Annotated in this window: 30 protein-coding genes and 1 riboswitch; of the genes, 13 read left to right on the forward strand and 17 right to left on the reverse strand. The window is 30.7% G+C overall.

What is annotated here, in order from left to right; genetic code table 11:
• Window positions 1–38: 38 nt before the first annotated feature.
• From HW119_RS06005 to HW119_RS06040, 8 genes are all read right to left on the reverse strand, one after another.
• Window positions 39–392 carry an arsenate reductase family protein gene (locus tag HW119_RS06005; RefSeq protein WP_177762129.1) on the reverse strand — a complete coding sequence of 118 codons (354 nt, stop codon included), beginning with the start codon at window positions 390–392 and terminating at the stop codon, window positions 39–41.
• A 3-nt stretch (window positions 393–395) separates the two neighbouring features.
• A complete protein-coding gene (locus tag HW119_RS06010; RefSeq protein WP_177762131.1) occupies window positions 396–626 on the reverse strand; it encodes a ferredoxin in 231 nt (76 codons plus the stop codon).
• A complete protein-coding gene (locus HW119_RS06015; RefSeq protein ID WP_177762133.1) occupies window positions 626–1,867 on the reverse strand; it encodes a peptidase U32 family protein in 1,242 nt (413 codons plus the stop codon). The genes HW119_RS06010 and HW119_RS06015 overlap by 1 nt, the downstream gene beginning before the upstream one ends.
• A gap of 10 nt (window positions 1,868–1,877) precedes the next feature.
• Complete coding sequence (locus HW119_RS06020) at window positions 1,878–3,245, reverse strand: rhodanese-related sulfurtransferase (protein WP_177762136.1); 1,368 nt, start codon at window positions 3,243–3,245, stop codon at window positions 1,878–1,880.
• 110 nt (window positions 3,246–3,355) lie between these two features.
• Window positions 3,356–3,781, reverse strand: a complete 426-nt coding sequence (locus HW119_RS06025; RefSeq protein ID WP_218620393.1) for a c-type cytochrome — start codon at window positions 3,779–3,781, stop codon at window positions 3,356–3,358.
• Window positions 3,782–3,870: 89 nt separating this feature from the next.
• Window positions 3,871–4,353 (reverse strand): hypothetical protein, encoded by a 483-nt coding sequence (locus HW119_RS06030; RefSeq protein ID WP_177762138.1) that lies wholly within the window; start codon window positions 4,351–4,353, stop codon window positions 3,871–3,873.
• A 19-nt stretch (window positions 4,354–4,372) separates the two neighbouring features.
• A complete protein-coding gene (locus HW119_RS06035) occupies window positions 4,373–5,401 on the reverse strand; it encodes a L,D-transpeptidase (protein ID WP_177762140.1) in 1,029 nt (342 codons plus the stop codon).
• A 47-nt stretch (window positions 5,402–5,448) separates the two neighbouring features.
• The gene (locus HW119_RS06040; protein WP_177762142.1) at window positions 5,449–5,862 is read right to left on the reverse strand and encodes a DoxX family protein; all 414 of its coding nucleotides are present in this window, start codon (window positions 5,860–5,862) and stop codon (window positions 5,449–5,451) included.
• A 176-nt stretch (window positions 5,863–6,038) separates the two neighbouring features.
• Here HW119_RS06040 and recA point away from each other — a divergent pair, with 176 nt between their 5' ends.
• The 5 genes from recA to HW119_RS06065 all read left to right on the forward strand — a co-directional run bounded on the left by recA (window position 6,039) and on the right by HW119_RS06065 (window position 9,756).
• On the forward strand, window positions 6,039–7,046 hold the full coding sequence (gene recA / locus HW119_RS06045) for a recombinase RecA (RefSeq protein WP_177762144.1): 1,008 nt from the start codon (window positions 6,039–6,041) through the stop codon (window positions 7,044–7,046).
• A 71-nt stretch (window positions 7,047–7,117) separates the two neighbouring features.
• The gene (locus HW119_RS06050) at window positions 7,118–7,678 is read left to right on the forward strand and encodes a hypothetical protein (RefSeq protein ID WP_177762145.1); all 561 of its coding nucleotides are present in this window, start codon (window positions 7,118–7,120) and stop codon (window positions 7,676–7,678) included.
• Between the two features lie 65 nt (window positions 7,679–7,743).
• Window positions 7,744–8,283 (forward strand): hypothetical protein, encoded by a 540-nt coding sequence (locus tag HW119_RS06055; protein WP_177762147.1) that lies wholly within the window; start codon window positions 7,744–7,746, stop codon window positions 8,281–8,283.
• Between the two features lie 60 nt (window positions 8,284–8,343).
• A complete protein-coding gene (locus HW119_RS06060) occupies window positions 8,344–8,883 on the forward strand; it encodes a hypothetical protein (RefSeq protein WP_177762149.1) in 540 nt (179 codons plus the stop codon).
• Window positions 8,884–8,895: 12 nt separating this feature from the next.
• On the forward strand, window positions 8,896–9,756 hold the full coding sequence (locus HW119_RS06065; protein WP_177762151.1) for a hypothetical protein: 861 nt from the start codon (window positions 8,896–8,898) through the stop codon (window positions 9,754–9,756).
• A gap of 40 nt (window positions 9,757–9,796) precedes the next feature.
• Here HW119_RS06065 and HW119_RS06070 read toward each other — a convergent pair whose 3' ends face one another.
• Window positions 9,797–10,684 carry a cupin-like domain-containing protein gene (locus HW119_RS06070; protein WP_255498033.1) on the reverse strand — a complete coding sequence of 296 codons (888 nt, stop codon included), beginning with the start codon at window positions 10,682–10,684 and terminating at the stop codon, window positions 9,797–9,799.
• A 151-nt stretch (window positions 10,685–10,835) separates the two neighbouring features.
• Between HW119_RS06070 and pth the strand changes: the two genes are divergently transcribed.
• Genes pth through HW119_RS06085 form a run of 3 tightly spaced genes read left to right on the forward strand, consistent with a single transcriptional unit; the run spans window position 10,836 to window position 12,435 of the window.
• Entirely contained in the window at window positions 10,836–11,402 is a 567-nt protein-coding gene (gene pth, locus HW119_RS06075; RefSeq protein ID WP_177762153.1) for an aminoacyl-tRNA hydrolase, read from the forward strand.
• Window positions 11,403–11,415: 13 nt separating this feature from the next.
• Window positions 11,416–11,940 (forward strand): hypothetical protein, encoded by a 525-nt coding sequence (locus tag HW119_RS06080; protein WP_177762155.1) that lies wholly within the window; start codon window positions 11,416–11,418, stop codon window positions 11,938–11,940.
• Window positions 11,941–12,000: 60 nt separating this feature from the next.
• Window positions 12,001–12,435 (forward strand): energy transducer TonB, encoded by a 435-nt coding sequence (locus HW119_RS06085; protein WP_177762157.1) that lies wholly within the window; start codon window positions 12,001–12,003, stop codon window positions 12,433–12,435.
• 10 nt (window positions 12,436–12,445) lie between these two features.
• Here HW119_RS06085 and HW119_RS06090 read toward each other — a convergent pair whose 3' ends face one another.
• Window positions 12,446–13,504, reverse strand: coding sequence for a hypothetical protein (locus HW119_RS06090; protein ID WP_177762160.1), 1,059 nt, complete (start codon window positions 13,502–13,504; stop codon window positions 12,446–12,448).
• Window positions 13,505–13,631: 127 nt separating this feature from the next.
• Window positions 13,632–13,821: riboswitch (cobalamin riboswitch) on the forward strand.
• A 102-nt stretch (window positions 13,822–13,923) separates the two neighbouring features.
• Between HW119_RS06090 and HW119_RS06095 the strand changes: the two genes are divergently transcribed.
• The 3 genes from HW119_RS06095 (at window position 13,924) to HW119_RS06105 (ending at window position 17,186) form a co-directional block, all read left to right on the forward strand.
• A complete protein-coding gene (locus HW119_RS06095) occupies window positions 13,924–15,042 on the forward strand; it encodes a T9SS type A sorting domain-containing protein (RefSeq protein ID WP_177762162.1) in 1,119 nt (372 codons plus the stop codon).
• A gap of 15 nt (window positions 15,043–15,057) precedes the next feature.
• Window positions 15,058–16,311 carry a T9SS type A sorting domain-containing protein gene (locus HW119_RS06100; protein ID WP_177762164.1) on the forward strand — a complete coding sequence of 418 codons (1,254 nt, stop codon included), beginning with the start codon at window positions 15,058–15,060 and terminating at the stop codon, window positions 16,309–16,311.
• A 65-nt stretch (window positions 16,312–16,376) separates the two neighbouring features.
• Window positions 16,377–17,186: a hypothetical protein gene (locus HW119_RS06105; protein ID WP_177762166.1), complete on the forward strand. Its 810-nt coding sequence runs from the start codon at window positions 16,377–16,379 to the stop codon at window positions 17,184–17,186.
• Between the two features lie 53 nt (window positions 17,187–17,239).
• Here HW119_RS06105 and prfH read toward each other — a convergent pair whose 3' ends face one another.
• From prfH to HW119_RS06135, 6 genes are all read right to left on the reverse strand, one after another.
• Window positions 17,240–17,857 carry a peptide chain release factor H gene (gene prfH, locus HW119_RS06110; RefSeq protein ID WP_177762168.1) on the reverse strand — a complete coding sequence of 206 codons (618 nt, stop codon included), beginning with the start codon at window positions 17,855–17,857 and terminating at the stop codon, window positions 17,240–17,242.
• Window positions 17,854–18,426, reverse strand: a complete 573-nt coding sequence (locus tag HW119_RS06115; RefSeq protein WP_255498035.1) for a hypothetical protein — start codon at window positions 18,424–18,426, stop codon at window positions 17,854–17,856. The genes prfH and HW119_RS06115 overlap by 4 nt, the downstream gene beginning before the upstream one ends.
• Entirely contained in the window at window positions 18,407–19,798 is a 1,392-nt protein-coding gene (locus HW119_RS06120) for an RtcB family protein (RefSeq protein ID WP_177762172.1), read from the reverse strand. The genes HW119_RS06115 and HW119_RS06120 overlap by 20 nt, the downstream gene beginning before the upstream one ends.
• On the reverse strand, window positions 19,795–20,562 hold the full coding sequence (locus HW119_RS06125; protein WP_177762174.1) for a hypothetical protein: 768 nt from the start codon (window positions 20,560–20,562) through the stop codon (window positions 19,795–19,797). The genes HW119_RS06120 and HW119_RS06125 overlap by 4 nt, the downstream gene beginning before the upstream one ends.
• Window positions 20,563–20,995: 433 nt before the next feature.
• Window positions 20,996–21,199 (reverse strand): hypothetical protein, encoded by a 204-nt coding sequence (locus tag HW119_RS06130; protein WP_177762176.1) that lies wholly within the window; start codon window positions 21,197–21,199, stop codon window positions 20,996–20,998.
• A gap of 185 nt (window positions 21,200–21,384) precedes the next feature.
• The gene (locus HW119_RS06135) at window positions 21,385–21,588 is read right to left on the reverse strand and encodes a hypothetical protein (RefSeq protein WP_177762178.1); all 204 of its coding nucleotides are present in this window, start codon (window positions 21,586–21,588) and stop codon (window positions 21,385–21,387) included.
• A 122-nt stretch (window positions 21,589–21,710) separates the two neighbouring features.
• Here HW119_RS06135 and HW119_RS06140 point away from each other — a divergent pair, with 122 nt between their 5' ends.
• Window positions 21,711–22,034 (forward strand): hypothetical protein, encoded by a 324-nt coding sequence (locus HW119_RS06140; RefSeq protein ID WP_177762180.1) that lies wholly within the window; start codon window positions 21,711–21,713, stop codon window positions 22,032–22,034.
• 59 nt (window positions 22,035–22,093) lie between these two features.
• Window positions 22,094–22,489, forward strand: coding sequence for a hypothetical protein (locus HW119_RS06145; RefSeq protein WP_177762182.1), 396 nt, complete (start codon window positions 22,094–22,096; stop codon window positions 22,487–22,489).
• Between the two features lie 123 nt (window positions 22,490–22,612).
• Here the strand turns inward: HW119_RS06145 and aspS are convergent, their stop codons facing one another.
• Window positions 22,613–24,367: an aspartate--tRNA ligase gene (gene aspS / locus HW119_RS06150; RefSeq protein ID WP_177762184.1), complete on the reverse strand. Its 1,755-nt coding sequence runs from the start codon at window positions 24,365–24,367 to the stop codon at window positions 22,613–22,615.
• Between the last annotated feature and the right edge of the window lie 956 nt (window positions 24,368–25,323).

Genomic DNA, 25,323 nt, shown 5'->3' on the forward strand with positions numbered 1-25,323 from the left:
CTTATGAATATTATTACTTTTATACCGACTTTCTTTAATTATTGATTTACAACTTCTAACATTGCAGAAACTGTTTTGACTGCATTTCTTACAAAAATTTGATTATTATAAATAATCACAGGGCGAGCTAAAAATGTATAATGTTCTAACAAATATTTTTTAAAACCTGCTTCGTCTAAATTCGCTTCTTTTAAATTTAATTGTTTATAAAGCTGCGCACGCTTACTAAAAAGCTTTTCATAACTTTTTGTGAAAGCGTACATTTCTTCAAGTTGAGCTTCCGTTAACGTATTGGTTTTAATATCAATCAGTTCAAATTTAGAAATGTCGTTAATCTGAGCTAGTATTTTTTTGCACGTATCACACGTACTTAAATAATATATTTTGTTCATAATCTAAGTTTCTTTAACTACAATAATGTTTACAGGACAGGCTTTTGCCGCATTTTCACAAGCTTCTAAAATAGCATAGTCGTGAGATTTTAATGTGAAAAATCCTTTGGCATCTGTAGATTTTAAAAGTACGGTTTTTCCGTCTTTTTTTGACATTTGAAATTGTGCGGGAGCCATTTCTACACAATAATTACAGCCAATGCATTTGTTGCGTTGTAAGGTTACGATTACCATTAGGCTTCTACAATTTTGTACATTTTGTCTGACAAACGCACTCTGAATGGAAGTTTAAAAGTTGCATCATCGCCTTTAGTTGCTTTTTCTACTTTCTCGCCATTTGCAAAAAGTTCGTCGATTATTAATTCTTGAGCGCCAGTACTTGGACCGGTAATTAAAATTTTATCACCTACTTTAATATCGTAAGCTTCCACTTTAAATTCTCCGATTGATGCTTTTTGGAAATAATGCATCGCTTTACCAACATATACTTTTTTCTGAGTAGCAACAGAACCAGGAACATCGCTCCATTCGCCCAATTTTTGACCTAAGTAATAACCGCTCCAAAAATCACGATTATAAACCGTTCGTAAATCGGTCATCCATTTTGTTACATTTTTTTCTGTAAAATTACCTTCGTAATACGCATCAATAGCTGCGCGATATGTTTTAGTTACAACCGCAACATAATCTGCACCTTTACCACGACCTTCTAATTTAAGTACTTTAATTCCTGTATCAATTACTTGGTCTAAAAAATCTAACGTACATAAATCTTTAGGCGACATCATGTATTCGTTATCAATCTCAATTTCAAAACCTGATTCTTGATCAATAACGGTATATTTTTTTCTACAATTTTGTTTGCAAGCACCTCGATTCGCCGATGAATTGTGTGAATGCAAACTCAAATAACATTTCCCTGAAACTGCCATACATAAAGCTCCATGACCAAAAATTTCAATCTCAACTAAATTTCCAGACGGACCTTTGATTTGTTCTTTCTCAATAGCTTCTGTAATCTTAGCTACTTGACGCAAACTCAATTCGCGCGAGAGCACAATCGTATCTGCAAACAAAGCATAAAACTTAACGGTTTCTATATTGGTTACGTTTAACTGAGTTGAAATATGGACTTCTAAACCAATAGTTCTCGCCATAGCAATAACAGCTTGGTCCGAAGCAATCACTGCGGTCAAATCAGCATCTTTTGCTTTTTGTAATAATGTTTTTACGATAGATAAATCGTGGTCGTAAACAATTGTATTTAACGTTAAATACGTTCTAACCTTTTTTTCTTTACAACGACGAGCGATTTCTGGCAAATCTTCAAGTGTGAAATTCATCGTCGCGCGAGCACGCATATTTAGTTGCTCTACACCAAAATAAACCGAGTCAGCACCATTGTCAATAGCAGCTTGTAACGATTCAAAGTTACCTGCTGGTGCCATTAATTCAATCTTACCTGTTGTTGTCATGATTAAAAAATTAGTCGTTTCTAACTACTGTGAATAATTTATCTGATAAACGAATTCTGAACGGAACTTCAAAAGTAACTTTATCACCAATTACGGCTTTCTCAACGTTTTGACCATTTACTTTCATTGCTGTTAATGTCATACGTTCTTCACCTGTTGTTGGACCTTGAATTACAATTTCGTCTCCTATATTTAATTCTTTATTTTCAATTATAAATTGTGCAACCGAAGCTTTGGTAAAATAATGTTCGCCTTGAGCGATATAAATTTTACGTTCGGCTTTTTTCTTTCTGATTTCGGTTACTTTGGCAACTTTAACAGGAACAACTTCTTCAAAAACATTGCGTTCTTTTTTGAATTTTAAGTTTTCTGATTTTCCTTTTTTAAAGATTAAGTTTCCTTTTTGCTCGCCTTTTCGTAAACGTTTTTGTTCTTCGATTGGCAATTGAATGATATCAACACATTCGTTAGAACAACATCCGTGCATTGCTTCGTGGCATTCATCACATTGAATGAATAATAAATGACATCCTTCGTTAGCACAATTTACGTGTGTATCACAAGGTTTCCCACATTGGTGGCAATTTGCAATAATATCATCGGTGATTCTTTCTCCTAAGCGGTGGTCGAATACGAAGTTTTTTCCTATGAATTTACTTTCTAAACCTTCTGCTTTTACTTGACGTGTGTATTCAATAATTCCGCCTTCAAGCTGATAAACATTTTTAAAACCTTGATGTTTGAAATACGCTGATGCTTTTTCACAACGGATTCCTCCTGTACAATACATTACTAACTTTTTATCTTCTTTATGTTTTTGAAGTTGTTCGTTTATAATTGGTAATGATTCACGGAACGTATCTACATCTGGAGTTATCGCTCCCTTAAAATGTCCGACTTCACTTTCGTAATGATTTCTAAAATCTACTAAAACCACATCTGGGTCGTTTAATAATTCGTTGAAATCTTTAGCTCCTAAATGGATTCCTTTGTTAGTTACATCAAAAGTTGCATCGTCTAAACCGTCGGCAACAATTTTATTACGAACTTTTACGGTAAGTTTTAAGAAAGATAAATCATCTTGTTCAACTGCAACGTTTAAACGGATTCCTTTCATAAAATCGTAAACTTCTAAGGTATCTCTAAAAGCATCAAAATTTTCTGCAGGAACACTCATTTGTGCATTTATTCCTTCGTGAGCCACATAGGTTCTTCCTAAAGCTCCTAAAGTATTCCAAGCTATAAATAAATCGTTACGAAATTGTTCTGGATTTTCGATTTTGGCATAAGCGTAAAAAGATAAAGTCAATCTTTTTTCTCCGGCTTGCTCAATTAATTGCGCACGTTCTTCGGCGCTTAAAGTATTATACAGTTGCATGCTATATACATTTTAAGTGTGTAGTAAATAAAAAAACCGAATTCTAGATGGAAGAATTCGGTTGCAAATTTAAGATTAATATTTTAGAAGAAAATGACATTTATCATTTTCTATTTTTTGACTTCAATTTCTTTAGTTATAAATTCGGCAGTTGCTTTCATTGGTGAAGTTGAACCACGGTGACAAGTTGCACAATTTATAGCGTTTTTATATTTTTCTCCAATTGGATTGAATTCTTTTTCGTTTAATTCATTAGTCATTTTAATCATGTGACGCGTAATTTCTTTTGCGTAAACATCGTCAGCAGATTTATCTTTACTATGGCAATGATTACATTTAACACCTAAAGCTTTGTTATACGATTTCATCAAACCCATTAAACTATCTTTAGAAATATTTTGAGGTAAAACTTTTAAATTCTTGAAACCGTCATTAAATTCAATAGATTCATATTCCGGTTCTTCATAAATTTTGTATGCTGAGAAAATCATTCCTACACAGAAAATCAAAGCTATAAATGCGATACTTTTTTTCATAATTTGTAATTTGAAATAAATTTAAACAAAATATAAAATACTTAATAAAATAGCATTCAATTTGAAATTATTCTAAATAAAAAACACATCTATTTACTTTGTTCTGCCATTACTTCTTCAAGCGTTTTTGTCATAATCGGAACTTTATAAAAAGTAGATAAAAAAACAGCATCTAATTCTTTGGCATTTAAAACGGTATTGACAATTTCTTTACATTCTTCTTTGGTTGCAAACTTCTGATGAAAAGTCATTGGATTATCTGTCTCGTTAGTAATTTCGACTAGAAATTTATCTCCGCCTTCATTCATAAATTGCAACACATTTGTAGCCGAAATCTCAATAGTTATAAACGAACCGTCTTCCCAAGCAAGCGTGTCAAATAAATCTACAATTTGATTTGTTGCCATCTTTTTTTCGTCACTATTATTATTGTAATCTTCATAAGTTACATCATAAAACAAACCTGATTCAATTTGAATTGTTTCAGGAATCTTTTGTGTCGAATCTTGACTTGTTTTTTTACAATTAAAAAAAGAAATACAAATCAAAAAAATAGGAACCACTTTTTTCATATTCAATATTTTAAAGTAATTAGTTAGTTTTTAAAGAATCATTCTTTACCTCAATTTCTTTAGTTTTATTATTTAAATAATTGATTCTGATTTCTTGTTGTTTTTTGATTTCAGAAATATGAGGTGTTATAATTTCGTTTAACTGTTCGGTGGTTATCGTCGTTACATTTGGGTCTTTCACCAAATCATTCCAAATCCCTTTTTTCCCGAAAGGATAATCTCCGTAAACGATTACTGGTGTTCCTTTAGCAATTTGGGTGTTTGCATCTTTCAAAATCCATTGGTCACACCAATTGTATAAAAATTGTGCATCGGCATCTAATAATCTCAAACAAGAATGTGAAGCTGGATAACCAGGCAAAGCGTATTGATGAAAACCAACACCTCCGTGATTACTGATATTAAAATTCCAATTTAAAATCCATTCGCTATTAGAAGTGCTTTTAACTTTACGACCGCGCCAATTTGTAAAAAATAAACCACGTGGCGTTTGAGTTGCTTTTTTTCCCATATTCGTCGGTCCCCATTTTATTAGGTTTCCATTTTCATAAACAGCATAAGCCTGAATCGGATATGAAAAAATGATGAATTTAGGAACTTCTGATAAAACGTCCAATTGAAATGGAAACGGCGTGTAGTCTATAAAATCTTCTTTTAAAACTTTTGGGACAATAATCGTATCTCTACGTTTTAAATTTGTAATATCAACTCTGTTTAAAGCAGCGATATCATAAATCTGTTCTTTTGTGTAATTTTTATAAAAAGCTTTAGATAACGAATCGCTCACTTTCATTGGCCAATACATAAATTCAGCGCCTTCTTTTAAACGAAATTTCTCTTTTTCTTTGACTTTTTCTTTAATTGCTAAAAGTGAATCTGCTTTTATTTTTGACAGTGAATCTGCCTTTACAATATTTAAACTATCGATATTAATAGTTCTTTCTTTGTGTGTTTCTTTATCAGTTTGATTCTTATTATCCTCGTTTGTTTTATTACACGATATGGATATTAAGGAAATGATAATTAACAATGTAACAATCTTTTTCATCTTTTTTAGTATGAAGATAAATAAAAAAATAATATAATTAACAAGTGCTATCTTCGTTTTAAAACTAAAAAATTATCCAAACTATATTTTCCTGGTCCTAATAATAAAATGGAAATATAAGCTACTAAATAAGCTGAGCCAAGTTCAGATTCTCCGAAAAAGTCCCATTGATGCGCGCTTGAAATTACAATAGCAGTAACGATTAATGGAATGGTTGCCCACCTTGTTAAAAAGCCTATCATTAATAAAATGGAACAAAAGAATTCAGAAAAGATAACAAGACTTAATGATACAGTTGCACCTAAGCCCATAAAATCCATAAACGATTCTTGCATTTTTTCAAAGTTCATCAATTTAGCCCATCCATGAGTTACCATCAAAGCTCCAAAACCAATTCTTAAAATAAATAACGCTAAGTTTGCCGTGTTTTTATTATTTGTAGAAAATAAAAAATTCTTCATGTTTTTTATTTTAAAGATATAAAAAATCTAAATGCAAAAACTTTTTTATTAACGACACGTATTGTCGTTTGTGAATTGTAAATTTGTATCATCAAAATCAAGAAAAAGAATTTTGATTACAAATTATAACCATAAATAAAAAAAAGGTATTTTTACATATATAATACAAAAGAGATATGAGTGCAGATAGAGAAGCAAAATTAAAAGCTTTACAGCTTACCTTAGATAAATTAGATAAAACTTACGGAAAAGGAACAGTTATGAAACTTGGTGATACCGCTGTTGAAGAGGTTGAATCTATTTCATCTGGATCATTAGGTTTGGATTTAGCTTTAGGTGTGATGGGATATCCAAAAGGAAGAATCATTGAAATTTACGGACCTGAATCATCTGGTAAAACTACCTTAACATTACATGCAATTGCAGAAGCGCAAAAAGCAGGTGGTATCGCAGCTTTTATTGATGCGGAACATGCATTTGATCGTTTTTATGCTCAAAAACTTGGTGTAGATATTGATAATTTGATTATTTCGCAACCAGATAATGGAGAACAAGCTTTAGAAATTGCTGAGAATTTAATTCGTTCGGGCGCTATTGATTTAGTGGTAATTGACTCGGTTGCTGCCTTAACTCCAAAAAGTGAAATTGAAGGAGAAATGGGAGATTCTAAAATGGGGTTACATGCTCGTTTGATGTCTCAAGCTTTAAGAAAATTAACTGGAACAATTAACAAAACGAATTGTACTGTTTTCTTCATCAATCAATTGCGTGAAAAAATCGGAGTTATGTTCGGAAATCCAGAAACAACAACTGGAGGAAACGCACTTAAATTTTACGCTTCGGTGCGTTTAGACATTCGAAAATCTACTCAAATAAAAGACGGTGATTTGGTTATGGGTAACCGTACAAAAGTCAAAGTTGTTAAAAACAAAGTGGCGCCACCTTTCCGTACTGCTGAATTTGACATCATGTACGGAGAAGGAATTTCTAAAGTTGGTGAAGTTTTAGACTTAGCTGTAGAATTCGAAATCGTTAAAAAATCGGGATCTTGGTTTAGTTATGGCGAAACCAAATTAGGACAAGGTAGAGATGCTGTAAAATCTTTAATCAAGGACAATCCTGAGTTAATGGATGAACTTGAAGTTAAAATTAAAGAACATATCAAAGCGCAAAACGCTGAATAAATTTTTAAAATATATTAAGCCTCAAGAAACAGATGTTTGTTGAGGTTTTTTTATTTAATTAAATCAAAAAAATGAGCTTATTACAAAAACAACTTAGAATTGCTAAAGAGCAAGAAAAGCTATTGTCGTTTATAGAATATGGATCAGATACGAATTTCTTTTGTGGTTACGTGTTAGATTATACTTCTGAAATGGTGACTATAAAACATATAACAAAGTTCGGTAAAGACGATGGTTTAATAGTTCAGCCATTAGACGCCTTTGTTCGAATTGATTTTGATGATGATTATGCTTCGTTAATGGAATACTTAATCAAAAATTCAGATAAAATTTATACAAAGAGTAATTATAAAATTGATTTTTCAGACGAAAATTATTATACAAATATTTTCAATTTTTTTTGCGGAAATAGAGATGTGATTTTGAGTTTTGAAATTGATAATGATTTTTTTTCGGGCTATCTTATTGAATTTTCAGAATCAGATTTTATTTTACATGCTATTGGTAAGGAAGGCGAAGATTTGGGAATGTCAATTTTTAGAATAGAGGACATTACAAGTATTCAAATAGATGATGTAGATAATCGAAGACGAAATTTATTATTTAAATGGAGAATGGATAAAGTGTTTTGATTTTTGTTAAATTAAGTTATATTTTTTTAAATTTGAATTAAAATATAAAAGGAAATTAAAAAATTATGAAAAAAACATTTTTTATTTTATTTGCAACTGTTGCTTTATTTTCATGTAATAAAGAAGTAAAAAATCAAACGGTAACTATTGAAAATAGATATTCATTGGAGTTGCCAGAATTTTTATCTCAAACAACAATTTTAAATAAAGAAGCTTCACTTCAGTATATGGATGAAACAAATCAACTTTTTATAGCTGTTATAGATGAACCAATTTCAACTTTTCAAGAAGTTTTAGAAACAGACAATTTAACAGATAGTTATTCAAATGATTTAAGTGGTTATTCGTCTTTAGTTTTAGATACATTTAAGGAAAATGTAAGTGTAACTTATATTTCAGATTCAGAAGAAACAATTATTAACGAAATGCCTGCGATTTTATACAATATTAAAGCAAAAGTAGGTCCAACTACAGCATATTACAATTTTGCTTATTTAAAAGGTAAAGATACCTACTATCAAATCTTTACATGGACGGCAGAAAATAAAGAAAGCGAGCATAAAGAAAAAATGAAATCCATGATTAATTCGATTAAAGAATTGTAAATTAATTTAACTTAAAATGAAGTTTAATAAGTTTTATTTTTTTAGTATATATTAATAACTATGAAAAAAATAATAAACATTTTATTAGGACTGTTTATTTTAAATTCTTGTGGAAGTGCAGATAAAGGACAAGAAGTAATCATTGATAATCTTTATTCGATGCGATTACCTAATTACTTAATCAATAATAATCTTAAAAATGAAGTTCGTTCACTTCAATATATGAGTGAATTTGACGAATTGTATTTTCATGTAGTAGATGAATCGATTGATGATTTTAAAAATGGCTTAGAATTAAATGATTTAAAAAAAAATTACGCAACAGATTTAGACGGTTATTCTCAAAGGCAATTAGATAATTACAAAAGAGATTTTGATGTCACCTACGTTTCTGAACCTGAAAAAATAGCAATTAATAATTTACTTGCCGTTTCTTATACCCTTAGAGTTAAAGAAGATTCTGAGGATATTTATTGTCGATTTGTTTTGATTCAAGGGAAAACACATTTCTATAAAGTTGTCATTTTTACTTTAGAAACGTTTGAGAAGGCTAATAAAGAATTGATGGAAATGATGATTAAATCATTTAAAGAACTTTAAACTAAATTATAAATGAAAAAATATAAACCATCTGGAAAAGCATCAGTAGTTGGAATTTTGACAGCTCTTTTTTTAGGAATTGTTGGAGCAATTTTTACTTCGCTTTTATATATCGTAATAAATAAAATAATTCCAAATATTTGGTTTGCGGCAATTACTGCCGGATTTTTTGGATTTCTTGTTGGTTCTGCTGTAAATTTTGGAATAAAATTAGGTAAAATCAGAAACTTGAAAATTGCTTTATTATTAGCTGTTTTTTCAGGATTATTTGCAATTTATATGCAATGGGTAATTTTCGATGTGTTAATCTTGAGCGAAAAAGGTTTTACGTTTAATTTGAATTCTGAAGATATTGAAATTTTATTTAAAGATTTTATTTTAGTTTTTACTCATCCGAATATTTTAATAAACGACATCATTGTATTGAATCAATATGGAACATTTTCAATTGAAAGCGGCAATCCTATTTCTGGAATTTTGTTATGGGCTGTTTGGTTTGGAGAATTTCTTGTAATTATAATTCCTACAATTTTTATAGTAAAGAATGGAATTGTTTCTGAACCTTTTTCAGAAGTTGAAGATAAATGGATGGAGAAAAGAAACGATTCAATTGTAATTTCATATGTACCAGACAAAGATAAATTGATAAGAGAATTTGATAGTAATAATTTTGAAATTTTGAATCAAAGGATTTCTGAATATGATAGTGAAACTTATGCAGAAGTTATTGTTTATGAATTACCAAAAGAATCTTTACGATATATTACTATAAATAACATTGTGATAACTAAAAATAAATCCAAAAAAGAAAAAGTAACCAAAATTCCTGTAATTAAAAAATACCCAATACTAAAAACAACTTTTCAGATTTAATGAAAACAAAAATGAGTCAAGAATAATCTGACTCATTTTTTTATAATTGTGCGTTTGTTCTGCGGATTGCTTCGGCATCTTTGTAGTCTAGCCAAGCTTGTCCTTTGCGTTTTCTCATAAAGTTATCGTAAATTCTATTTATTAAAACATTACGTAAACCGCCGATTAAATTTTTTGGTCTTCCGGCTAAAGAACGTAAACTTAACGAAAATCCTGGCGTTTGATATTTCATATAATGCCACCAACCTTCTGGCATATAAAGCATTTCGCCGTGATTTAAATGCGTGATATACGGGTTTATTTTCTTTAAAGCAGGAAATCTTTCAAAATCAGGATTGTCAAAATCAATATCTTCATGACAAAGCCAAGAATATGGCAAACGATACATGTATTTCGTATCTTTTGGGTCAACTAAAACACATTGTTTTTTTCCATCAAAATGAAAGTGAAAAATATTCGGAAAATCAATATCGTAATGCATGAAAACTTTTGCATCCTCACCACCAAAGAAAACCAAAGGTAAACTTTTAATCAAACGTAAACCTAAGTCAGGCCAACGCATATCGTCTTTCATAGATGGTGCATCTTTCATTAAATTGTATAAAAAAATACGCAAATCAGATGGGCCTTTTTTCATGATGTCAATATACTCAGACATGGTCATTGTGAAATCAGGTTCGTTTACTTTTTTTGTATAATCGGTTTTACGGCTATCATAAAGTGGAACCATTTTATCGCCAGCTAATTCTCTAATGTATTCTAAATTCCATTTTGTAAATGCAGGCCAATCTTCAATCTGATTGGTAATTACCACTGGTCTTTGTTTTTTGTAGTAGTTTTCAATAAATTCTTTCTTGGTAAGCTTGCTTACACGTTCAATTTCTATATATTCAAACCCCATCTTTTCTGTAATTACATAATAAACCATAAAGATAAAACTATTCTATAAATAATATTATTTTACCGTTAAGAAATATGTTTAAAAATTTAGATGATTGTAGAATATTTTTTTTATTAATTCTAATACATTTGTAACTGAATTATTTAAACTATTTAAAAAATAGAAGTAAAGGAGTATAATGAAGAAATTTTTAATTGTTGGGTTAGGAAATATTGGAGCAGAATACGTAAATACTCGTCATAATATCGGATTTAAGGTTGTCGATTTTATTGCTCGCGAAGCAAATGTCGATTTTCAGACGGTAAAATTAGGTGCTTTGGCTGAGGTAAAAATCAAAGGAAGAACTTTATTGCTTTTAAAACCAAATACATATATGAATTTGTCTGGTAAGGCAGTCCAATATTGGATGGAAAAAGAAAAAATTGAAAAAGAAAATATACTTGTAATTACTGATGATTTAAATTTGCCTTTCGGAACAATTCGTATCAAACCTAAAGGATCTGATGGTGGACATAATGGATTAAAAAGCATTCAAGCTTTGCTTGCGGCTACAGATTATCCTCGCTTTAGATTTGGTATTTCAGATGAATTCAAAAAAGGACAACAAGCAGATTATGTTTTAGGCAATTGGTCAGATGAAGAAACAGAAGCTTTAAAAGAGCGTTTATCTGTAAGTGCCGAAGCTGTAAAATCGTTTGCTCTAGCTGGACTTGGTAATACTATGACCGCTTTTAACGGAAAATAATTTTATTAATTATATGAAAAAAATGTTAGCAATCGCAACAATGGCTATTTTGGCAAGTTGCAATACAACCAAAGGAGTAAGTACTACAAATTGGTTAGGAAAAACGGTTACAATTAAAACGGATTGTCCAGAAAACGGAACGTGTACTGCAACTCGTGATGTTGGAAAAGGTTTAGGAAAAGACGCTTATTCAGATAAGGTTTATCCTAAAATTGTCGAAAACTCTGAAACGATTTTAATTCAATATGAATTTGATCGTAAAAAAGCCGAAGGTGATTACGCAGATGATTTTCATAAAGAAGAAATCTATATAGAAATTCCTGCAAAGACTTTTAAAAAGGAATATAAAAACGAGGAATTACAAGAAGTAAAATTAATGTTTGGTCGTCATTGTTATTGTAAAGGTTCAGCAGGATATTTTAATGTTACTGAAGGAACTTTAAAAATAGATAATTCTGAAAAGCAAACTAAAGTAAAGCTAACTTTTAAAGCTCCAGTTCCTCAATTGTTTGAAAATGTTGAGTTTAATGTCGAATAATTTTAAAAAGATGTCTTTACTAGACATCTTTTTTTTATCTTTAAGTAAAAAATAATAGTTATGAAAATCTTGTTTTTAATTTTTATGTTATCTGTTTTTAATTTTTCATTTGCGCAAGTGGTTACAAAAGAAATTGAGCGAGGACCGGTTGAATTTACTCCAAAAACTGAAGATTCGGATTCCCAAACCGAAATTTCACAAATCAAAGGTGTGCTTTTAACTTCGAATGGTGAAGATTTTAGAGAGTCATTTATAAGTAAGTATGAATTTCCGGATGATGCATTAGTGAATGGAGTGTCCGGGCTTTTAGTGATTGATTTTGTTATCGAAAATGACGGTTATGCTTCTGATATTACAGTGAAAAGAAGTCTTTGCGAAACTTGTGATGCAGAGGCAATTCGAATCATAAAAAGTACAAAATTTAAAGCTTGTGAAGTTGATGGAATTCCAAGTCGTTGTCGCTATCGTTTTCCAATCAGATTAGCACTTGAATAATAAGAAATTATCAAATTCTCCTGTTTTTTATTTGTTGTACAAACGAATGGGGCTGGTTTGTATATAATGATTCGTATTCATAACTAAATCCACTAATTGCATTGTCAAAATACGATGTTAACCAAAAATACGTATATTCCAAATCTTCAAAAGGTAGCACATATAATTTTTTACCTTTTGAATTACAAACATAAATTGCTTTTGTTTTTCCTGTCCGAATTCCGTTTATCGAATTCTGTGTTTCTGTAGGATAAATCCAAATAATTTCGGATTGTTTTTTCTGGAAATAAATCAACCATTCTTTAGTTTCTTTATAGTCATCATAACGAAATAATATAAAAATCAACGAAAGTACAATTAAAATGTAAAAGCTAATACTTCGATATCCGAATATAAAAAAATCAGGAAAACCTGTAAAAAAGCTAATTGCACTAGTTAAAAAAACAAGAAGTACAAATACCATTAAGAAAATGGAATATTTTTTCTTTTTATAATATTCCGTTTTGTAATTTTCTATAGATAAAAAATAAATTTTTAAATCGGCAGGGATATTTTGAAGTAATATATTTTTATTTACTTTTTGAGTTTCCAAAATTTCTTCTTCAAACAGAAAATCATCAACTCTTTTCTTATTAATTTCAATATTTGGGAAAGTTCTTTTTAATATCTTTTCAGCTTCTAGTTCCGAACTATTAAATATAAAAGTTGATTTATTATTTTCTCCAATCAATTCTATCTTTGGTATTCCACCTGCAATAATTTGATAGCTAATTACATCTTCTGGATGTTTTATAAACCATTGAAAATCTTTTCTCTTATAGAAATTCTCTCTCTTTTTTATGGAATAAAAACCTATTCCAAACATCATTCCAATGCAAAAAATGAATAAAAGGTAATTTAGTACCAATTTAGTAGTGATTTCAGCTGCTTCTATACTCGAAAATAACTTTACAGAACCATATACAACAAGCAATAAAACAGGTAATCCTAAAAAAATTAATGCTCTTTTGGATTGATTTGTTTCTTTTTTGATGATTTCAAAAAGTGGGTCTAGTTTTTTGTTTCTCATTTTAATTTAGAATGTGATTTTAAATTCAATTAAATTTAAATCATAATTTTGTATTTAAGTTAAAATAGTGAATTATTTTTACAGTTTTATATAAGAATTCGTTTTCTAGAATTATCGTATAAAAATGTTTAAATTTGCAATCTAAGGTTGAACCATGTTCAATAAAAGGGAATTAAGTGCGATGCAAATCAATTCTTAAGCTGTACCCGCAACTGTAAGCTATAAACTTATTGTTATCTACATGCCACTGGATTTTTTCTGGGAAGGCCAACAATAAGATGCAAGCCAGGAGACCTACCTTAATATAATTTCAACTTTCGGGAGTTAAAGTGTATGGAATCTTTTCTGGCAATTTTGTCAAATTCTTTCATATATAAACTTCGTAAAGTTATGGAACAAAACTTTTAATTTTTTATATTATGAAAAGAATTACTTTGTATTTCTTACTCTTTTTTACGCAAACCATTTTTGCACAATTTACTTCTAACGATGTGAAATATTTCGTTGGTCAAGGAAATCAAACAGCTTATTTAGTTGTTGATTTTAAAGATGGAACAGATGATCGTTCTTATGCTTGGGGTTATCGTTTTAATTCTGGAGATGTTGTGACAATGGGAAGTATTCTGGTAGCTATAGCTGATGCAGAACCAAATTTTTCAATCAATCCTGCTTCAGGAACTGGTTTTTTGAGTGATGTCATTTTTAATTCGCATAGTGGTTTAGATAGTGAACCCGATTGGTGGAGTACTTGGTCAGGTTCAAGTGCAGAAACTTTTTCAATGAATGGAGGAATTTCTTCATCTGTTCAAAATGGATTATGGTATGGTTTATCTTATGGTTTTTATAATCCAACGTCAGAAGCTCCAGTAACGCCAATTCCAGCATACAGCTCGCAATGGTTTCAAGCGTCACAAATTACCAATTGGATTGGAACAGGAACAAACAAGAGTTTAGTTGTAGTAGATTTTGGAACGCAAACCGATGAGGTTGAAAATTCGTATGTTTTTGGAATTCAATATAACGGAACAATTACTGCTGAACAAGCTTTACAATTGATTCAAACAGAAACTTCTTATTTTAATTTTACTACAAACGCAAATCAAATTGCAACTTTAAACTTGGCTTCAAATTCAGGAACTGCAACTGCAACAAATCCTTGGAAGATTTATCAAGGAACCGATTTGTCAAATTGGCAAACAAAAACCGATTTAGCACAAGTGACTTTATCTAATAACGATTGGCTTGGATTGAGTTTTGCTACACGTCGTCCGTTTACGCCACAAGAAGCTTCTGCAACTTTATCGAATCAAAACGAACAAAAAATGGAGTTTAAAATTTATCCAAGTCCAACTTCAGATTATTTAAATATCCATTCAGAAGAACCGATTTTAGATGTTACTATCTTTAATATACAAGGACGCCAAGTTTTAAAATCAAATGAAAATCGTTTAGATGTTTCAAATCTTTCGTCTGGTATTTACCTTTTAAAAGTTAAAACCAATGCAGGGTCAGATTTAATTAAATTCATTAAAAACTAAACTAAATAATAAATTATGAAAAAAAATATATTTTTAATATTAACCGTCCTTCTTAACTTTTTTGGTTATTCTCAAACCGAGTATCTAGACGGTGTTATCGTTTTAAACGAAGGAGGAGCAGGAACAGAAACTTCGTCATTATCTTTCATCTCAGCTCAAAACGATTTAACAAATAACGTTTTTGGAATCGCTAATCCAGGTGTGAGTTTAGGAAATACGGCTCAAAGTTTAACTATGCAAAATGATATTGCTGTAGTTGTATTGAATCTGTCAAATCAAGTAAAAATTATTAACAATAAAACGTTTGAATTAATTGCAACTGTTTCGGGTTTTGATAATCCAAGATATGCTGCTATTTTCAACGGCAAAGCATATATTACTTGTTGGGGCACTCCATTAAACGATTATATTGCAGTTATAGATTTACAAACAAATACAATTGTTGATACAATTACTGTTGCAGATGGTACTGAGAAAATAAAAGAAGTAAATGGAAAATTATACATTGCTCACGAAAGCGGAAATATAATTACAGTGTACGACATTACTACAAATGTTTCACAAGAAATTACAGTTAGTTCAACTCCATCAGAACTTTTAGTTATCGGAAATGATTTGTATGTATTATGCGGAATTAGATCTTGGATGCCAGCACTTTCTCCGGCTAAAATTTATAAAATCAATCTTACTACAAACACAGTTACAAATAGTTTTGATTTGCCAATTGGATTAAAAGCTTTCCATATGGATACAGATGGTGAATATTTATATATTGCGGATAGTGCAGATGTTTACAAATTTAATCTTGCAACAGATTCATTTAATTCAACTCCTTTTATACAAACTAATATCGAAGGTTCTTACGGAATGTATGGACTAAATGTTATAAATGATAAGATTTATATTGCTGACGCAGGAAACTATGTGCAACCAGGAAATGCTTTTGTTTATTCTAATCAAGGAAATTTACTGAATACATTTATTGTTGGTGTGATTCCAAATCATTTCTACAAATCTGCTCAATCTGTACTTTCTGTAGATAAATCGAATAAAATAGTGTTCTCTATGTATCCAAATCCAACTTCAGATTATTTAAATATCCATACAGAAGAACAGATTTTAGATGTTACCATTTTTAATGTACAAGGGCGCCAAGTTTTAAAATCAAATGAAAATCGTTTAGATGTTTCAAATTTTACATCAGGAATTTATTTAATTGAAGTTAAAACCAATTCAGGCAAAGCTGTAAATAAGTTTATTAAAAAATAGCCAATTTCAGTTATGTTATTTACTGAAATAATCTAATACATTTAAAGTTTATAAAAAACACACAAATGAGAAAGATTATTTTAACAACATTACTTTTTTCAGGTTTATTAATGTTTGGACAAGATATTAAAACCAAAAAAGACAAAATTATATTCGATAAAATTGAGATAGCAAAATTTAGTGATTCCAAAAAATGGTATACAATCTATGACCTAGAAGGAAATGAAGTTGTCAAAATAAAACCAAATATTCAAAACATTAATGAAAATTCAAGAATAATTTATTATGAAGTTTCTTCACCAGACGGAACAATTAATGTTTCATTATTTAATAAAAGTGATAAAAGTCCTCTTTCGTTAGAAAAGAAAATGCTAATAGATTTTACTTTGGGTGACTATAAGCTGTTTACTTCTAATGGTTTGGATAAAACTGTTGTTGATGTGATGTTGACTTCTAATTTGAATGTGAAAGATGAGATTTTAGCTGAAGCTAAATTAATTGAAAATGAAGAGAATAGAGTAGTTGCATTATTAAAACAAAGTAAGGTTACTTTTAACGATAATACAGGTCAAATTCTTAGAAATAATCGTGACCTCATTGGAACTTTCAAAAGAAGAAAGGGAAATAATGGTGTTGGGAAAATTTATGAAGTTTTTGATAAAGATAACAATCCTGTAGCTATTTGGTATAGTATGATTTCTAATGTGAAATTTGGTAATCAGGTTTATCCAGAAATTAATAACCAGTTGATATTGATTAACAATAAAGTGATTATGATTTCTGGTAGTAAATCAAGCGAAAATATGAGTCTTTCTATGGATGACCTTGCAGCTATTATTTTAGGAAACGTTTTGGATAATAACTTATTGAAGTAAATTTTTTTAAATTAAAACAAAAACCGTCCGTTGAATTTCAACGGACGGTTTTGTTATAAAAATTTTTCTCCTCTAAAAGTTTTTACAGGATTTCCTCTTTCAATGGAAGTTTGGTTGTTCCATTTTTCATTCGCTAAATCTTTTAGTTTTTCGTTTTCGGCTTCTTGTAATTTAAGCAATAAACGCGTTGTCGCAATTTTCTTGTTTTGATGTTGCGAACGCGAATCCATCGAAACAACAGAAATCCCCGTTGGTTTGTGCGTTGCCCGAACTGCCGAATTTACTTTGTTTACATTTTGTCCTCCGTTTCCGGAACTGCGCATCGATTGATAAACAATTTCATTTGCAAGCATGTTATTTTGTTTTGGGATTTCGACTTCGAAACAACCAATAAACCAATTCTTACGTTGATGAAATTTTCTGTAAGGACTTTTTCCAATCCATAAAATGGTTCCAATCCAAGCAGATAAAAACGTATTCAGATGCTCACCTTCAATTTCTAAAAGAATGTTGGTGATTTGATTAAAGTCTGCATCAATTTCTCGTTCGATAACTTCGATGTCAATTGCTTCTTTTTTGCAAGCTTCTGAAAATTTCCGAAACACATTCGTGACCACAAAATTGCATTCTGCAGGACCACGACCTGATGTTATTTGTATTAATTTTTTCATATTGGCAGTGCTGTTAGTTTTGGATGATTAACAGGATTTATTCCTTTTGCAATCAATTCTTTTGCAGCCATAACCGCCCAGCATTTATCGCTAGAATGAATGTTTCTGTAAAAGCTCAACAAAAGCTCTGGCTTAACAATCGTAAATCCATTAACTTCAATTGTTTCTAAATCATTTCTTTCAAAAAAATCAATTGTCACTCGAAATGTTTTTTCAGAATCTAATTCAATAATTTTTTCATAACGTCGAAAATTTTCTTCGCTTGCCAAATGGTCATAACGAGTCCAAACTTTTTCGAAATCATTCTGAAGTAATAAGCTAACAACTTCGGCAACATTCTCTTTTCGAACAAAAATATCAATGTCTTTGTGGTCGTGTGCATGTTTATATTCTGTGTGATTTGGCTCGGACATAAAATGCCAAGCCCAACCACCAGAAATAATTACTTTATTTTTTAGTTTATCTAAAATTTCTAAACCTGCCTGAACTCTAAATTCAGGCCAAGTTTCTCCATATCTTTTTTTATTATGTGGTGCTCCCATATCTTTATTATTTATCCATTCGTACAATTTTAGGTGTAAATGTTCCTAAAACTTTGACCAATTCGGTTTGTAAATTCATTACCGTTTTAATGTTTTTGTAAGCAAACGGAGCTTCGTCAACACTTCCGCCAATCAATTCAATTCCCGCGTCTTTGATTTGCGCATTCATAAAACTTTTGGTAATTGTTGATTTGCATTTTGCTCTTGATAATTTTCTTCCTGCGCCGTGTGATGCCGAGTTGATACTTAAATCGTTTCCTAAACCTTCAACGATAAAACCGTTTGCGGTCATCGATCCGGGAATAATTCCCAAAACACCTTCGCCTGCAGGAGTTGCTCCTTTTCTGTGAACGATGCGTTCAAAACCATCAACCATTTCTTTCCAAGCAAAATTGTGATGATTCTCAATCGTAAAAACCACACGTTTTCCTAAAGCTTTTGCTAATCTTCGGTGAATATCATCGTGACAAGCTTTTGCGTAATCTCCTGCAAGATTCATCGCTAACCAATATTCCTGTCCATCGTGTGTATTCAAATCTAACCAAGCCAAATGCTGTACTTGCTTTGGAAGCGGACATTGTTTACTTGCCAAATAGGTATAATGTTTGGCAATGTTTGCTCCTAATCCGCGCGAACCGCTGTGCGATAAAACGGCAAGATATTCGCCAGGTTGTAAATTCCATTCAGGTTTAACTTCGGTTAATTTCACAACTCCGAATTCAACAAAATGATTTCCACCGCCCGATGTTCCTAATTGTTGATACGCTTTTGATTTTAGATTTTTCAAAATCGGAATTTCATTAAAAATCGAACGTTCAAAAATCTCATGGTCGGCTTTTGTTTTGTGAACTTCTTTCATTCCGAATTTCGTGTGTTCTTGTAAAATCTGTATCAATTGATGCGTCTTACCTTTTAAGAAATTGGCAGGTAAATCAAAAACAGACATACTCATTCTGCAACCGATATCAACGCCAACTCCATACGGAATCACAGCATTATCTGTTGCCAACACGCCACCAATAGGCAATCCGTAACCCGAATGCGCATCGGGCATCAAAGCACCTTTTACGGCAATCGGTAATTTTAAAGCATCGTACAATTGAAATTTTGCTTGTTCATCGATTTCGTTTTCTCCAAAAATAGAAAATGGCGCACGCGTTTTTTTCAATTCTTGTAAACGTACTTCAACGGGTTTGGTTAAACCTTCGGCTACTTTGCCCCAAGTTCCGTCGCCAATAAATTTTTCTGGATTTAATAAAACGTCTTTGGCTTCGCTTAAAATGGTTTCTTTTTTGTCTTTTTTTCTGTATCGTTGTATTTGCCCTAAAGCAATGTTTATGGTATTATTTTGCGGAAAGCCTAATTTTATAAAGTCTTTTCCTGATATTTTAGTTTTCATAAATGATATCTTTTAGAAACCTGGTTGGATTGCTCCGACAGGATTTCAGCTATTTCTGAAGCTGAGTTTTTATTGTTGTAAAATTTTTTTCCTTTAAAAGGATTTTTTAAATTGGGTTTACTGTGATAGCTGTAACTTCCACCTGCTATCTTTTTATAGTACAAACCACGATTTTTGTAAGCATCACAGAATTTATCTATTTCGGCCAATTCACGTTCCAATTCACTATTTATCGGTTTATAATGCGTTATCATGTTCGGTTTTACGATTAATCGAAAACGCCAAGGTTGAATAAATTCATAAAAAGTCTGAAACGTTTTTGTAAATTGATTATAAACTTGTGTCTGAATAAAATACTCGCGTTCACGCTCATTTAGCTTTGAATCTTTTCCCGAATATTCATACGGATATAACAATCTCAAATATTGCGTTGTTGGAACATCTATTCGTTTTCTGTATTGTTTTTTCTTTTTTGTAAACTTTTTCGAATATGAAAATTGTTCTGTGTTTATCTTCTTTAAGATTTCTGAAAAGAAAGTGATGTCTTTTTCGTTTTTAATATCATCACGCAAAACAAAATATCGTACATAACTCTTTTGATATGGAACTGCTAACGGAACTAACGGAATAGTTTGTTTCTCGTTCCAAAGTTCTTTTTGACGTTTGTTATTTAAGCGAATCTTCTTTTCGAAATCTGTTTTTACTAATCGTGTTTTTGTACGTTTGGATTTTAATCGAGTGGTAAAGAATATTGAATCTTCCATTGTATCGATTTTTTAATCATACATTAAGTTTTTGAAATAATTGGCGCCAACTATTTCTACTTCGGAAGTATTTTAAAAGTTATTCTTTTGTCTAGAATGTGGAATAAAAAGAAAAAGCCCGAAGTTATCTTCGAGCTTTTATGATATAAAGAAATTTATATTACGATTGGATAGCACGAAGAAAGGCCATTGCAAAAGCGTTTGCAACAACTGAATTTTGATATGTACTTGATTTGAACATTGCTCTTCGTTTTTATAGTTAATGAATTATTTAATGCTGCAAATATAAAACAGTATTTTAATAATTTCCTAATTATTTTTGATTTTTTTATTTATTTGATAATTCTTGTTATTTTTTTAACATGAAAATTTTGTTATTTTAATCATTTAAAATCTCTTTTTCTTTCGATTTAAATATTTGTTTATTAATGATTTAAGCGGAACAAACTTCAAAACGATCGATGACAGTTAAATACCATTTGTTATTTAGCCAAGTAAGATGAAAAATAAATATACTATCAATATCACTTCTGTTATAAGCGATGATTCTATAACCGTTATCTTCAATTTTGTTGAATAGTTTAAAGTGTTCGGGTGTCCAATTTGCGTCTAAAAATTCGTTTTCGTGTTTAGCCACCGTAGAGAGATTTCTTTCTTTGGTGGTTTTTTAACAATAAATACCAGGTGGTAGATTAAATTTTTCAACCGAACAATCAAATTCAGGTAATACTTGATGTTTGATTTTTGTAGCTGTTTTACCAATTTTTTCATAAGGTAAATATTCAGGAACCGGATTTTCAAAAGAAAAAGAATCGTATATGGTTATATTATCATGTGCGCCCCGACGATATAAAATACAATTCCAATATCTTTTGAAATCATACTATTCATTGTTTTATCATCTTTATTTTCATAAGCATTTAGTACTTTGAAAATAGCTTTATTCAACGATTTTCTATCTTGAGCATTACATATTTTAAATGCTGTAAAAAATAAGATTAAGAGAATTACAGTTTTAGATTTCATTTTTTAAGTGTTTTAAATATTAAATTTATGAAAAATAAGATTCAAAATCAGTATATTAGATGGGTAAAGTTTGTTTCTCTGTTTATGAGTTATCTTTCTGTGTCAACTATAAAACTTATATTATGATAAAAATTGAAAAAATGTCCGATTTCGATAGAATAACTTTTGTAGCTGTTATTCTTCTTTTTGTTTATTGGATTGTAGTGAAGATACCGTTGATTTTTACATATGGTATTTACCAAGCAACTTGGATTTTCGGAATTTTGGCAGCTTTTCTATCACCCATTTATTTTTTGATTCGTTGGTCAATTGCAAAGCTCTCTTTTAAAAAGATATATTTTTATGCGTTGCTTATTTCAATATTTACTTTACTAATTATGCTTTTTGTCTATAAGATTAGCTTTTCGGGTATTGAAATAACAAGCCCAAGAGATTGGTGGTATTAATTTTAGTAATACAATAAAAGTTAATGTATTAGAGTTATTTACAATAAAATGTATTCGTTATGAAAAAATTAATATTAATTATCTTTTTATGTTTTAGTATTTTGGGTTATTCACAAGAAGATATTTTAGAAGATGAAAAATTCAAAGAGTATGAAAAAGAAGTAGTTGCATTTATGACTTCTAAAGATTTTTTAAATTATGAAAAACTTAAAAAGATTTGGATGAATCCAAGTAGTTCTGAAATTGATTTTTCTTCAGATGAAGTTAAAAAGGAATTTAAAACTAAATTAAAAGAAGCTTATGATGTAATATCAGCTAAAGAAAAAGAAATTACCAAAATGAGAGCTGATTTAATTGAAAAATATACGCAAGAGATTTTTCTAACAACTAATGATATTATTAATAAACAAGTTTACGAAATCAATTTGCCTTATTATAAATCAATTTATGAATAATTCAATAAATTTTTATTTAGCGATTTATATTTGTTTAAAGTTATAATATCAAACAATCTACAATAGAAAAATCGTCCGTTGAAATTTCAACGGACGGTTTTGTTTATATCTAAAACTTAAAAATTAAGCTTTTACATTAAGCATAATCGATAACTCATCTAATTGTGCATTATCAATCGTAGCAGGTGCATCAATCATGACATCTCTACCCGAGTTGTTTTTAGGGAACGCAATAAAATCACGAATCGTTTCTTGTCCACCTAAAATAGCTGTTAAACGGTCTAAACCAAAAGCTAAACCTCCGTGTGGAGGCGCTCCATATTGGAAAGCATTCATTAAGAAACCAAATTGCTCTTGTGCTTGCTCTGGCGTAAATCCTAAATGTTTAAACATTAAAGCCTGCATTTCTTTATCGTGAATACGAATAGAACCACCTCCAATTTCGTTTCCGTTTAAAACCAAATCGTATGCATTAGCACGAACCTTTCCTGGATCAGTATCTAATAAGTGCATATCTTCTGGTTTAGGAGAAGTAAATGGATGGTGCATCGCGTGGAATCTTTCCGATTCTTCGTCCCATTCCAATAAAGGGAAATCAACAACCCATAAAGGAGCAAACTCATTTGGTTTACGTAATCCCATACGGTTACCTAATTCCATACGTAAAGCTGATAATTGCGCACGTGTTTTATTAGCTGGTCCAGATAAAACCAAGATTAAATCGCCTTCGTTAGCTCCAGTAACTTCAGCCCATTTTGCTAAATCTGCTTGGTCATAGAATTTATCTACAGACGATTTGTATTGTCCGTTGGCTTCACATTTCACATAAACCATTCCCGAAGCTCCAACTTGTGGGCGTTTTAACCAATCAATTAAAGCATCGATTTCTTTACGTGTGTAAGAAGCTGCTCCCGGAACTGCAATTCCAACTACTAATTCAGCTGAGTTGAAAACCGAAAATTCTTTATGTTGTGCAACAGCGTTTAATTCACCGAACTTCATTCCAAAACGAATGTCTGGCTTGTCGTTTCCGTACGTACGCATTGCTTCATCGAAAGTCATACGAGGGAATTTCTCAATTTCGATGTTATGTATCTTTTTTAATAAATGACGCGTTAATCCTTCAAAAACATTTAAAATATCTTCTTGCTCAATAAACGACATCTCACAATCAATCTGAGTAAACTCAGGCTGACGGTCTGCACGTAAATCTTCATCACGGAAACATTTCACAATTTGGAAATATTTATCCATTCCACCAACCATCAATAATTGTTTGAAAGTTTGAGGTGATTGTGGTAAAGCATAAAACTGCCCTGGATTCATACGCGATGGAACCACGAAATCACGAGCACCTTCTGGCGTAGATTTAATTAAGTACGGAGTTTCAACCTCACAGAAATCTAAATTCGATAAATAGTTACGAACTTCTTGCGTTACTTTATGGCGGAACAATAAACTGTTTTTAACCGGATTACGGCGAATGTCCAAATAGCGATATTTCATACGGATATCTTCACCACCATCAGTTTCGTCTTCAATCGTAAACGGAGGTAATTGCGATTCGTTCAAAATCGTTAATTCTTTTACTAAAAGTTCAATTTCACCAGTAAGTAATTTATCATTTTTAGCCTCGCGCTCAATCACAGTTCCTTTAACCTGAACCACAAATTCACGACCTAACGATTTTGCCAATTCCATAACAGCAGCATCTGTGCGCACTTCATCAAAAATCAGCTGAGTAATTCCGTAACGATCACGTAAATCAACCCAAATCATAAAACCTTTATCACGAGATTTTTGAACCCATCCCGCAAGAGTAACTTCTTTATTTACATCGGCAACACGTAATTCGCCGCAATTATGACTTCTGTACATTTTCAAAAATAATTTTCACAAAGTTAAATAAATTCTCATTTAATATAATAGATACATAAATATTCTTTTTCAGGGCGTTCCCTCGCTCATTATATATAGATGTATAATACATTAAGCATAAACCGCTCGGTCGGGCTTTCCGCTAAATCTTTTTTTTTTTAAATTTTTAAATGTCATTCCGAAGCATGAGGAATCTTGCCCTTTTAAATTCATTATCAATTAATTTGAAACAAAAAAAGGATACCGCTTCAATCCCTAACGCGATCCAGGTTGTAAAGTTTAAAGTTTAAAGTCAAAAGTTTGAAAAAAATCCTGCAAGGTTTTCAAAACCTTGTAGGTATAAACTAAGAATTTAATTTTTATGTCATCCCGACGATAGGAGGAATCTCTCAATACTCAAATCTCACTACTAGAATCAATTTTTAAATTTTACATCCGTTCATCTGTGGTTAAATTTGGATTAAATTGTCATCCCGACGTTAGAAGGAATCTTTCTCAATACTCAAATCTCAATACTCACTACTAAAAATCAATTTCCAAATCATTCAATTTCAGAGCGGTAAAAAATAATCAAAAAATAACTTTCAAAAAGCTTGTTTGGCATAGAAAGAAGGCGGTATATTTGCACCGTTGAAAAACAGAAGTTCATTCAAATCACGAAAAACAAATTTAAAAATTAACAAAAATAAATTTGGAAGATAAGGATTAAAGGTTGTAATTTTGCAATCCGATTCTGAAACAAGAAACGAGGCAGGAGTTCTTTAAATGTTGAAAATCTTTCAAAAATATTATCAAAATAAATTTGCGAGATTCAAAAAGAGTTTTTATTTTTGCAACCGCTTAGAAGATAAGCGAATAATAGAGAAGATAAGTTCATAGACATATTGGATTAACAGAGAATTAAAGAGTAAGGTTATTCTTTTAGAGATAAAAGAAAATCTTGAACGAACATCAAA

Source organism: Flavobacterium sp. I3-2 (assembly GCF_013389595.1).
Lineage (GTDB): Bacteria > Bacteroidota > Bacteroidia > Flavobacteriales > Flavobacteriaceae > Flavobacterium.

What these genes read in the sequence shown, in the direction of transcription:
- HW119_RS06005 (WP_177762129.1), bottom strand. Translation starts at nt 392, where the DNA reads ATGAACAAAATATATTATTTAAGTACGTGTGATACGTGCAAAAAAATA.
- HW119_RS06010 (WP_177762131.1), bottom strand. Translation starts at nt 626, where the DNA reads ATGGTAATCGTAACCTTACAACGCAACAAATGCATTGGCTGTAATTAT.
- HW119_RS06015 (WP_177762133.1), bottom strand. Translation starts at nt 1,867, where the DNA reads ATGACAACAACAGGTAAGATTGAATTAATGGCACCAGCAGGTAACTTT.
- HW119_RS06020 (WP_177762136.1), bottom strand. Translation starts at nt 3,245, where the DNA reads ATGCAACTGTATAATACTTTAAGCGCCGAAGAACGTGCGCAATTAATT.
- HW119_RS06025 (WP_218620393.1), bottom strand. Translation starts at nt 3,781, where the DNA reads ATGAAAAAAAGTATCGCATTTATAGCTTTGATTTTCTGTGTAGGAATG.
- HW119_RS06030 (WP_177762138.1), bottom strand. Translation starts at nt 4,353, where the DNA reads ATGAAAAAAGTGGTTCCTATTTTTTTGATTTGTATTTCTTTTTTTAAT.
- HW119_RS06035 (WP_177762140.1), bottom strand. Translation starts at nt 5,401, where the DNA reads ATGAAAAAGATTGTTACATTGTTAATTATCATTTCCTTAATATCCATA.
- HW119_RS06040 (WP_177762142.1), bottom strand. Translation starts at nt 5,862, where the DNA reads ATGAAGAATTTTTTATTTTCTACAAATAATAAAAACACGGCAAACTTA.
- recA (WP_177762144.1), top strand. Translation starts at nt 6,039, where the DNA reads ATGAGTGCAGATAGAGAAGCAAAATTAAAAGCTTTACAGCTTACCTTA.
- HW119_RS06050 (WP_177762145.1), top strand. Translation starts at nt 7,118, where the DNA reads ATGAGCTTATTACAAAAACAACTTAGAATTGCTAAAGAGCAAGAAAAG.
- HW119_RS06055 (WP_177762147.1), top strand. Translation starts at nt 7,744, where the DNA reads ATGAAAAAAACATTTTTTATTTTATTTGCAACTGTTGCTTTATTTTCA.
- HW119_RS06060 (WP_177762149.1), top strand. Translation starts at nt 8,344, where the DNA reads ATGAAAAAAATAATAAACATTTTATTAGGACTGTTTATTTTAAATTCT.
- HW119_RS06065 (WP_177762151.1), top strand. Translation starts at nt 8,896, where the DNA reads ATGAAAAAATATAAACCATCTGGAAAAGCATCAGTAGTTGGAATTTTG.
- HW119_RS06070 (WP_255498033.1), bottom strand. Translation starts at nt 10,684, where the DNA reads ATGGTTTATTATGTAATTACAGAAAAGATGGGGTTTGAATATATAGAA.
- pth (WP_177762153.1), top strand. Translation starts at nt 10,836, where the DNA reads ATGAAGAAATTTTTAATTGTTGGGTTAGGAAATATTGGAGCAGAATAC.
- HW119_RS06080 (WP_177762155.1), top strand. Translation starts at nt 11,416, where the DNA reads ATGAAAAAAATGTTAGCAATCGCAACAATGGCTATTTTGGCAAGTTGC.
- HW119_RS06085 (WP_177762157.1), top strand. Translation starts at nt 12,001, where the DNA reads ATGAAAATCTTGTTTTTAATTTTTATGTTATCTGTTTTTAATTTTTCA.
- HW119_RS06090 (WP_177762160.1), bottom strand. Translation starts at nt 13,504, where the DNA reads ATGAGAAACAAAAAACTAGACCCACTTTTTGAAATCATCAAAAAAGAA.
- HW119_RS06095 (WP_177762162.1), top strand. Translation starts at nt 13,924, where the DNA reads ATGAAAAGAATTACTTTGTATTTCTTACTCTTTTTTACGCAAACCATT.
- HW119_RS06100 (WP_177762164.1), top strand. Translation starts at nt 15,058, where the DNA reads ATGAAAAAAAATATATTTTTAATATTAACCGTCCTTCTTAACTTTTTT.
- HW119_RS06105 (WP_177762166.1), top strand. Translation starts at nt 16,377, where the DNA reads ATGAGAAAGATTATTTTAACAACATTACTTTTTTCAGGTTTATTAATG.
- prfH (WP_177762168.1), bottom strand. Translation starts at nt 17,857, where the DNA reads ATGAAAAAATTAATACAAATAACATCAGGTCGTGGTCCTGCAGAATGC.
- HW119_RS06120 (WP_177762172.1), bottom strand. Translation starts at nt 19,798, where the DNA reads ATGAAAACTAAAATATCAGGAAAAGACTTTATAAAATTAGGCTTTCCG.
- HW119_RS06125 (WP_177762174.1), bottom strand. Translation starts at nt 20,562, where the DNA reads ATGGAAGATTCAATATTCTTTACCACTCGATTAAAATCCAAACGTACA.
- HW119_RS06135 (WP_177762178.1), bottom strand. Translation starts at nt 21,588, where the DNA reads ATGAAATCTAAAACTGTAATTCTCTTAATCTTATTTTTTACAGCATTT.
- HW119_RS06140 (WP_177762180.1), top strand. Translation starts at nt 21,711, where the DNA reads ATGATAAAAATTGAAAAAATGTCCGATTTCGATAGAATAACTTTTGTA.
- HW119_RS06145 (WP_177762182.1), top strand. Translation starts at nt 22,094, where the DNA reads ATGAAAAAATTAATATTAATTATCTTTTTATGTTTTAGTATTTTGGGT.
- aspS (WP_177762184.1), bottom strand. Translation starts at nt 24,367, where the DNA reads ATGTACAGAAGTCATAATTGCGGCGAATTACGTGTTGCCGATGTAAAT.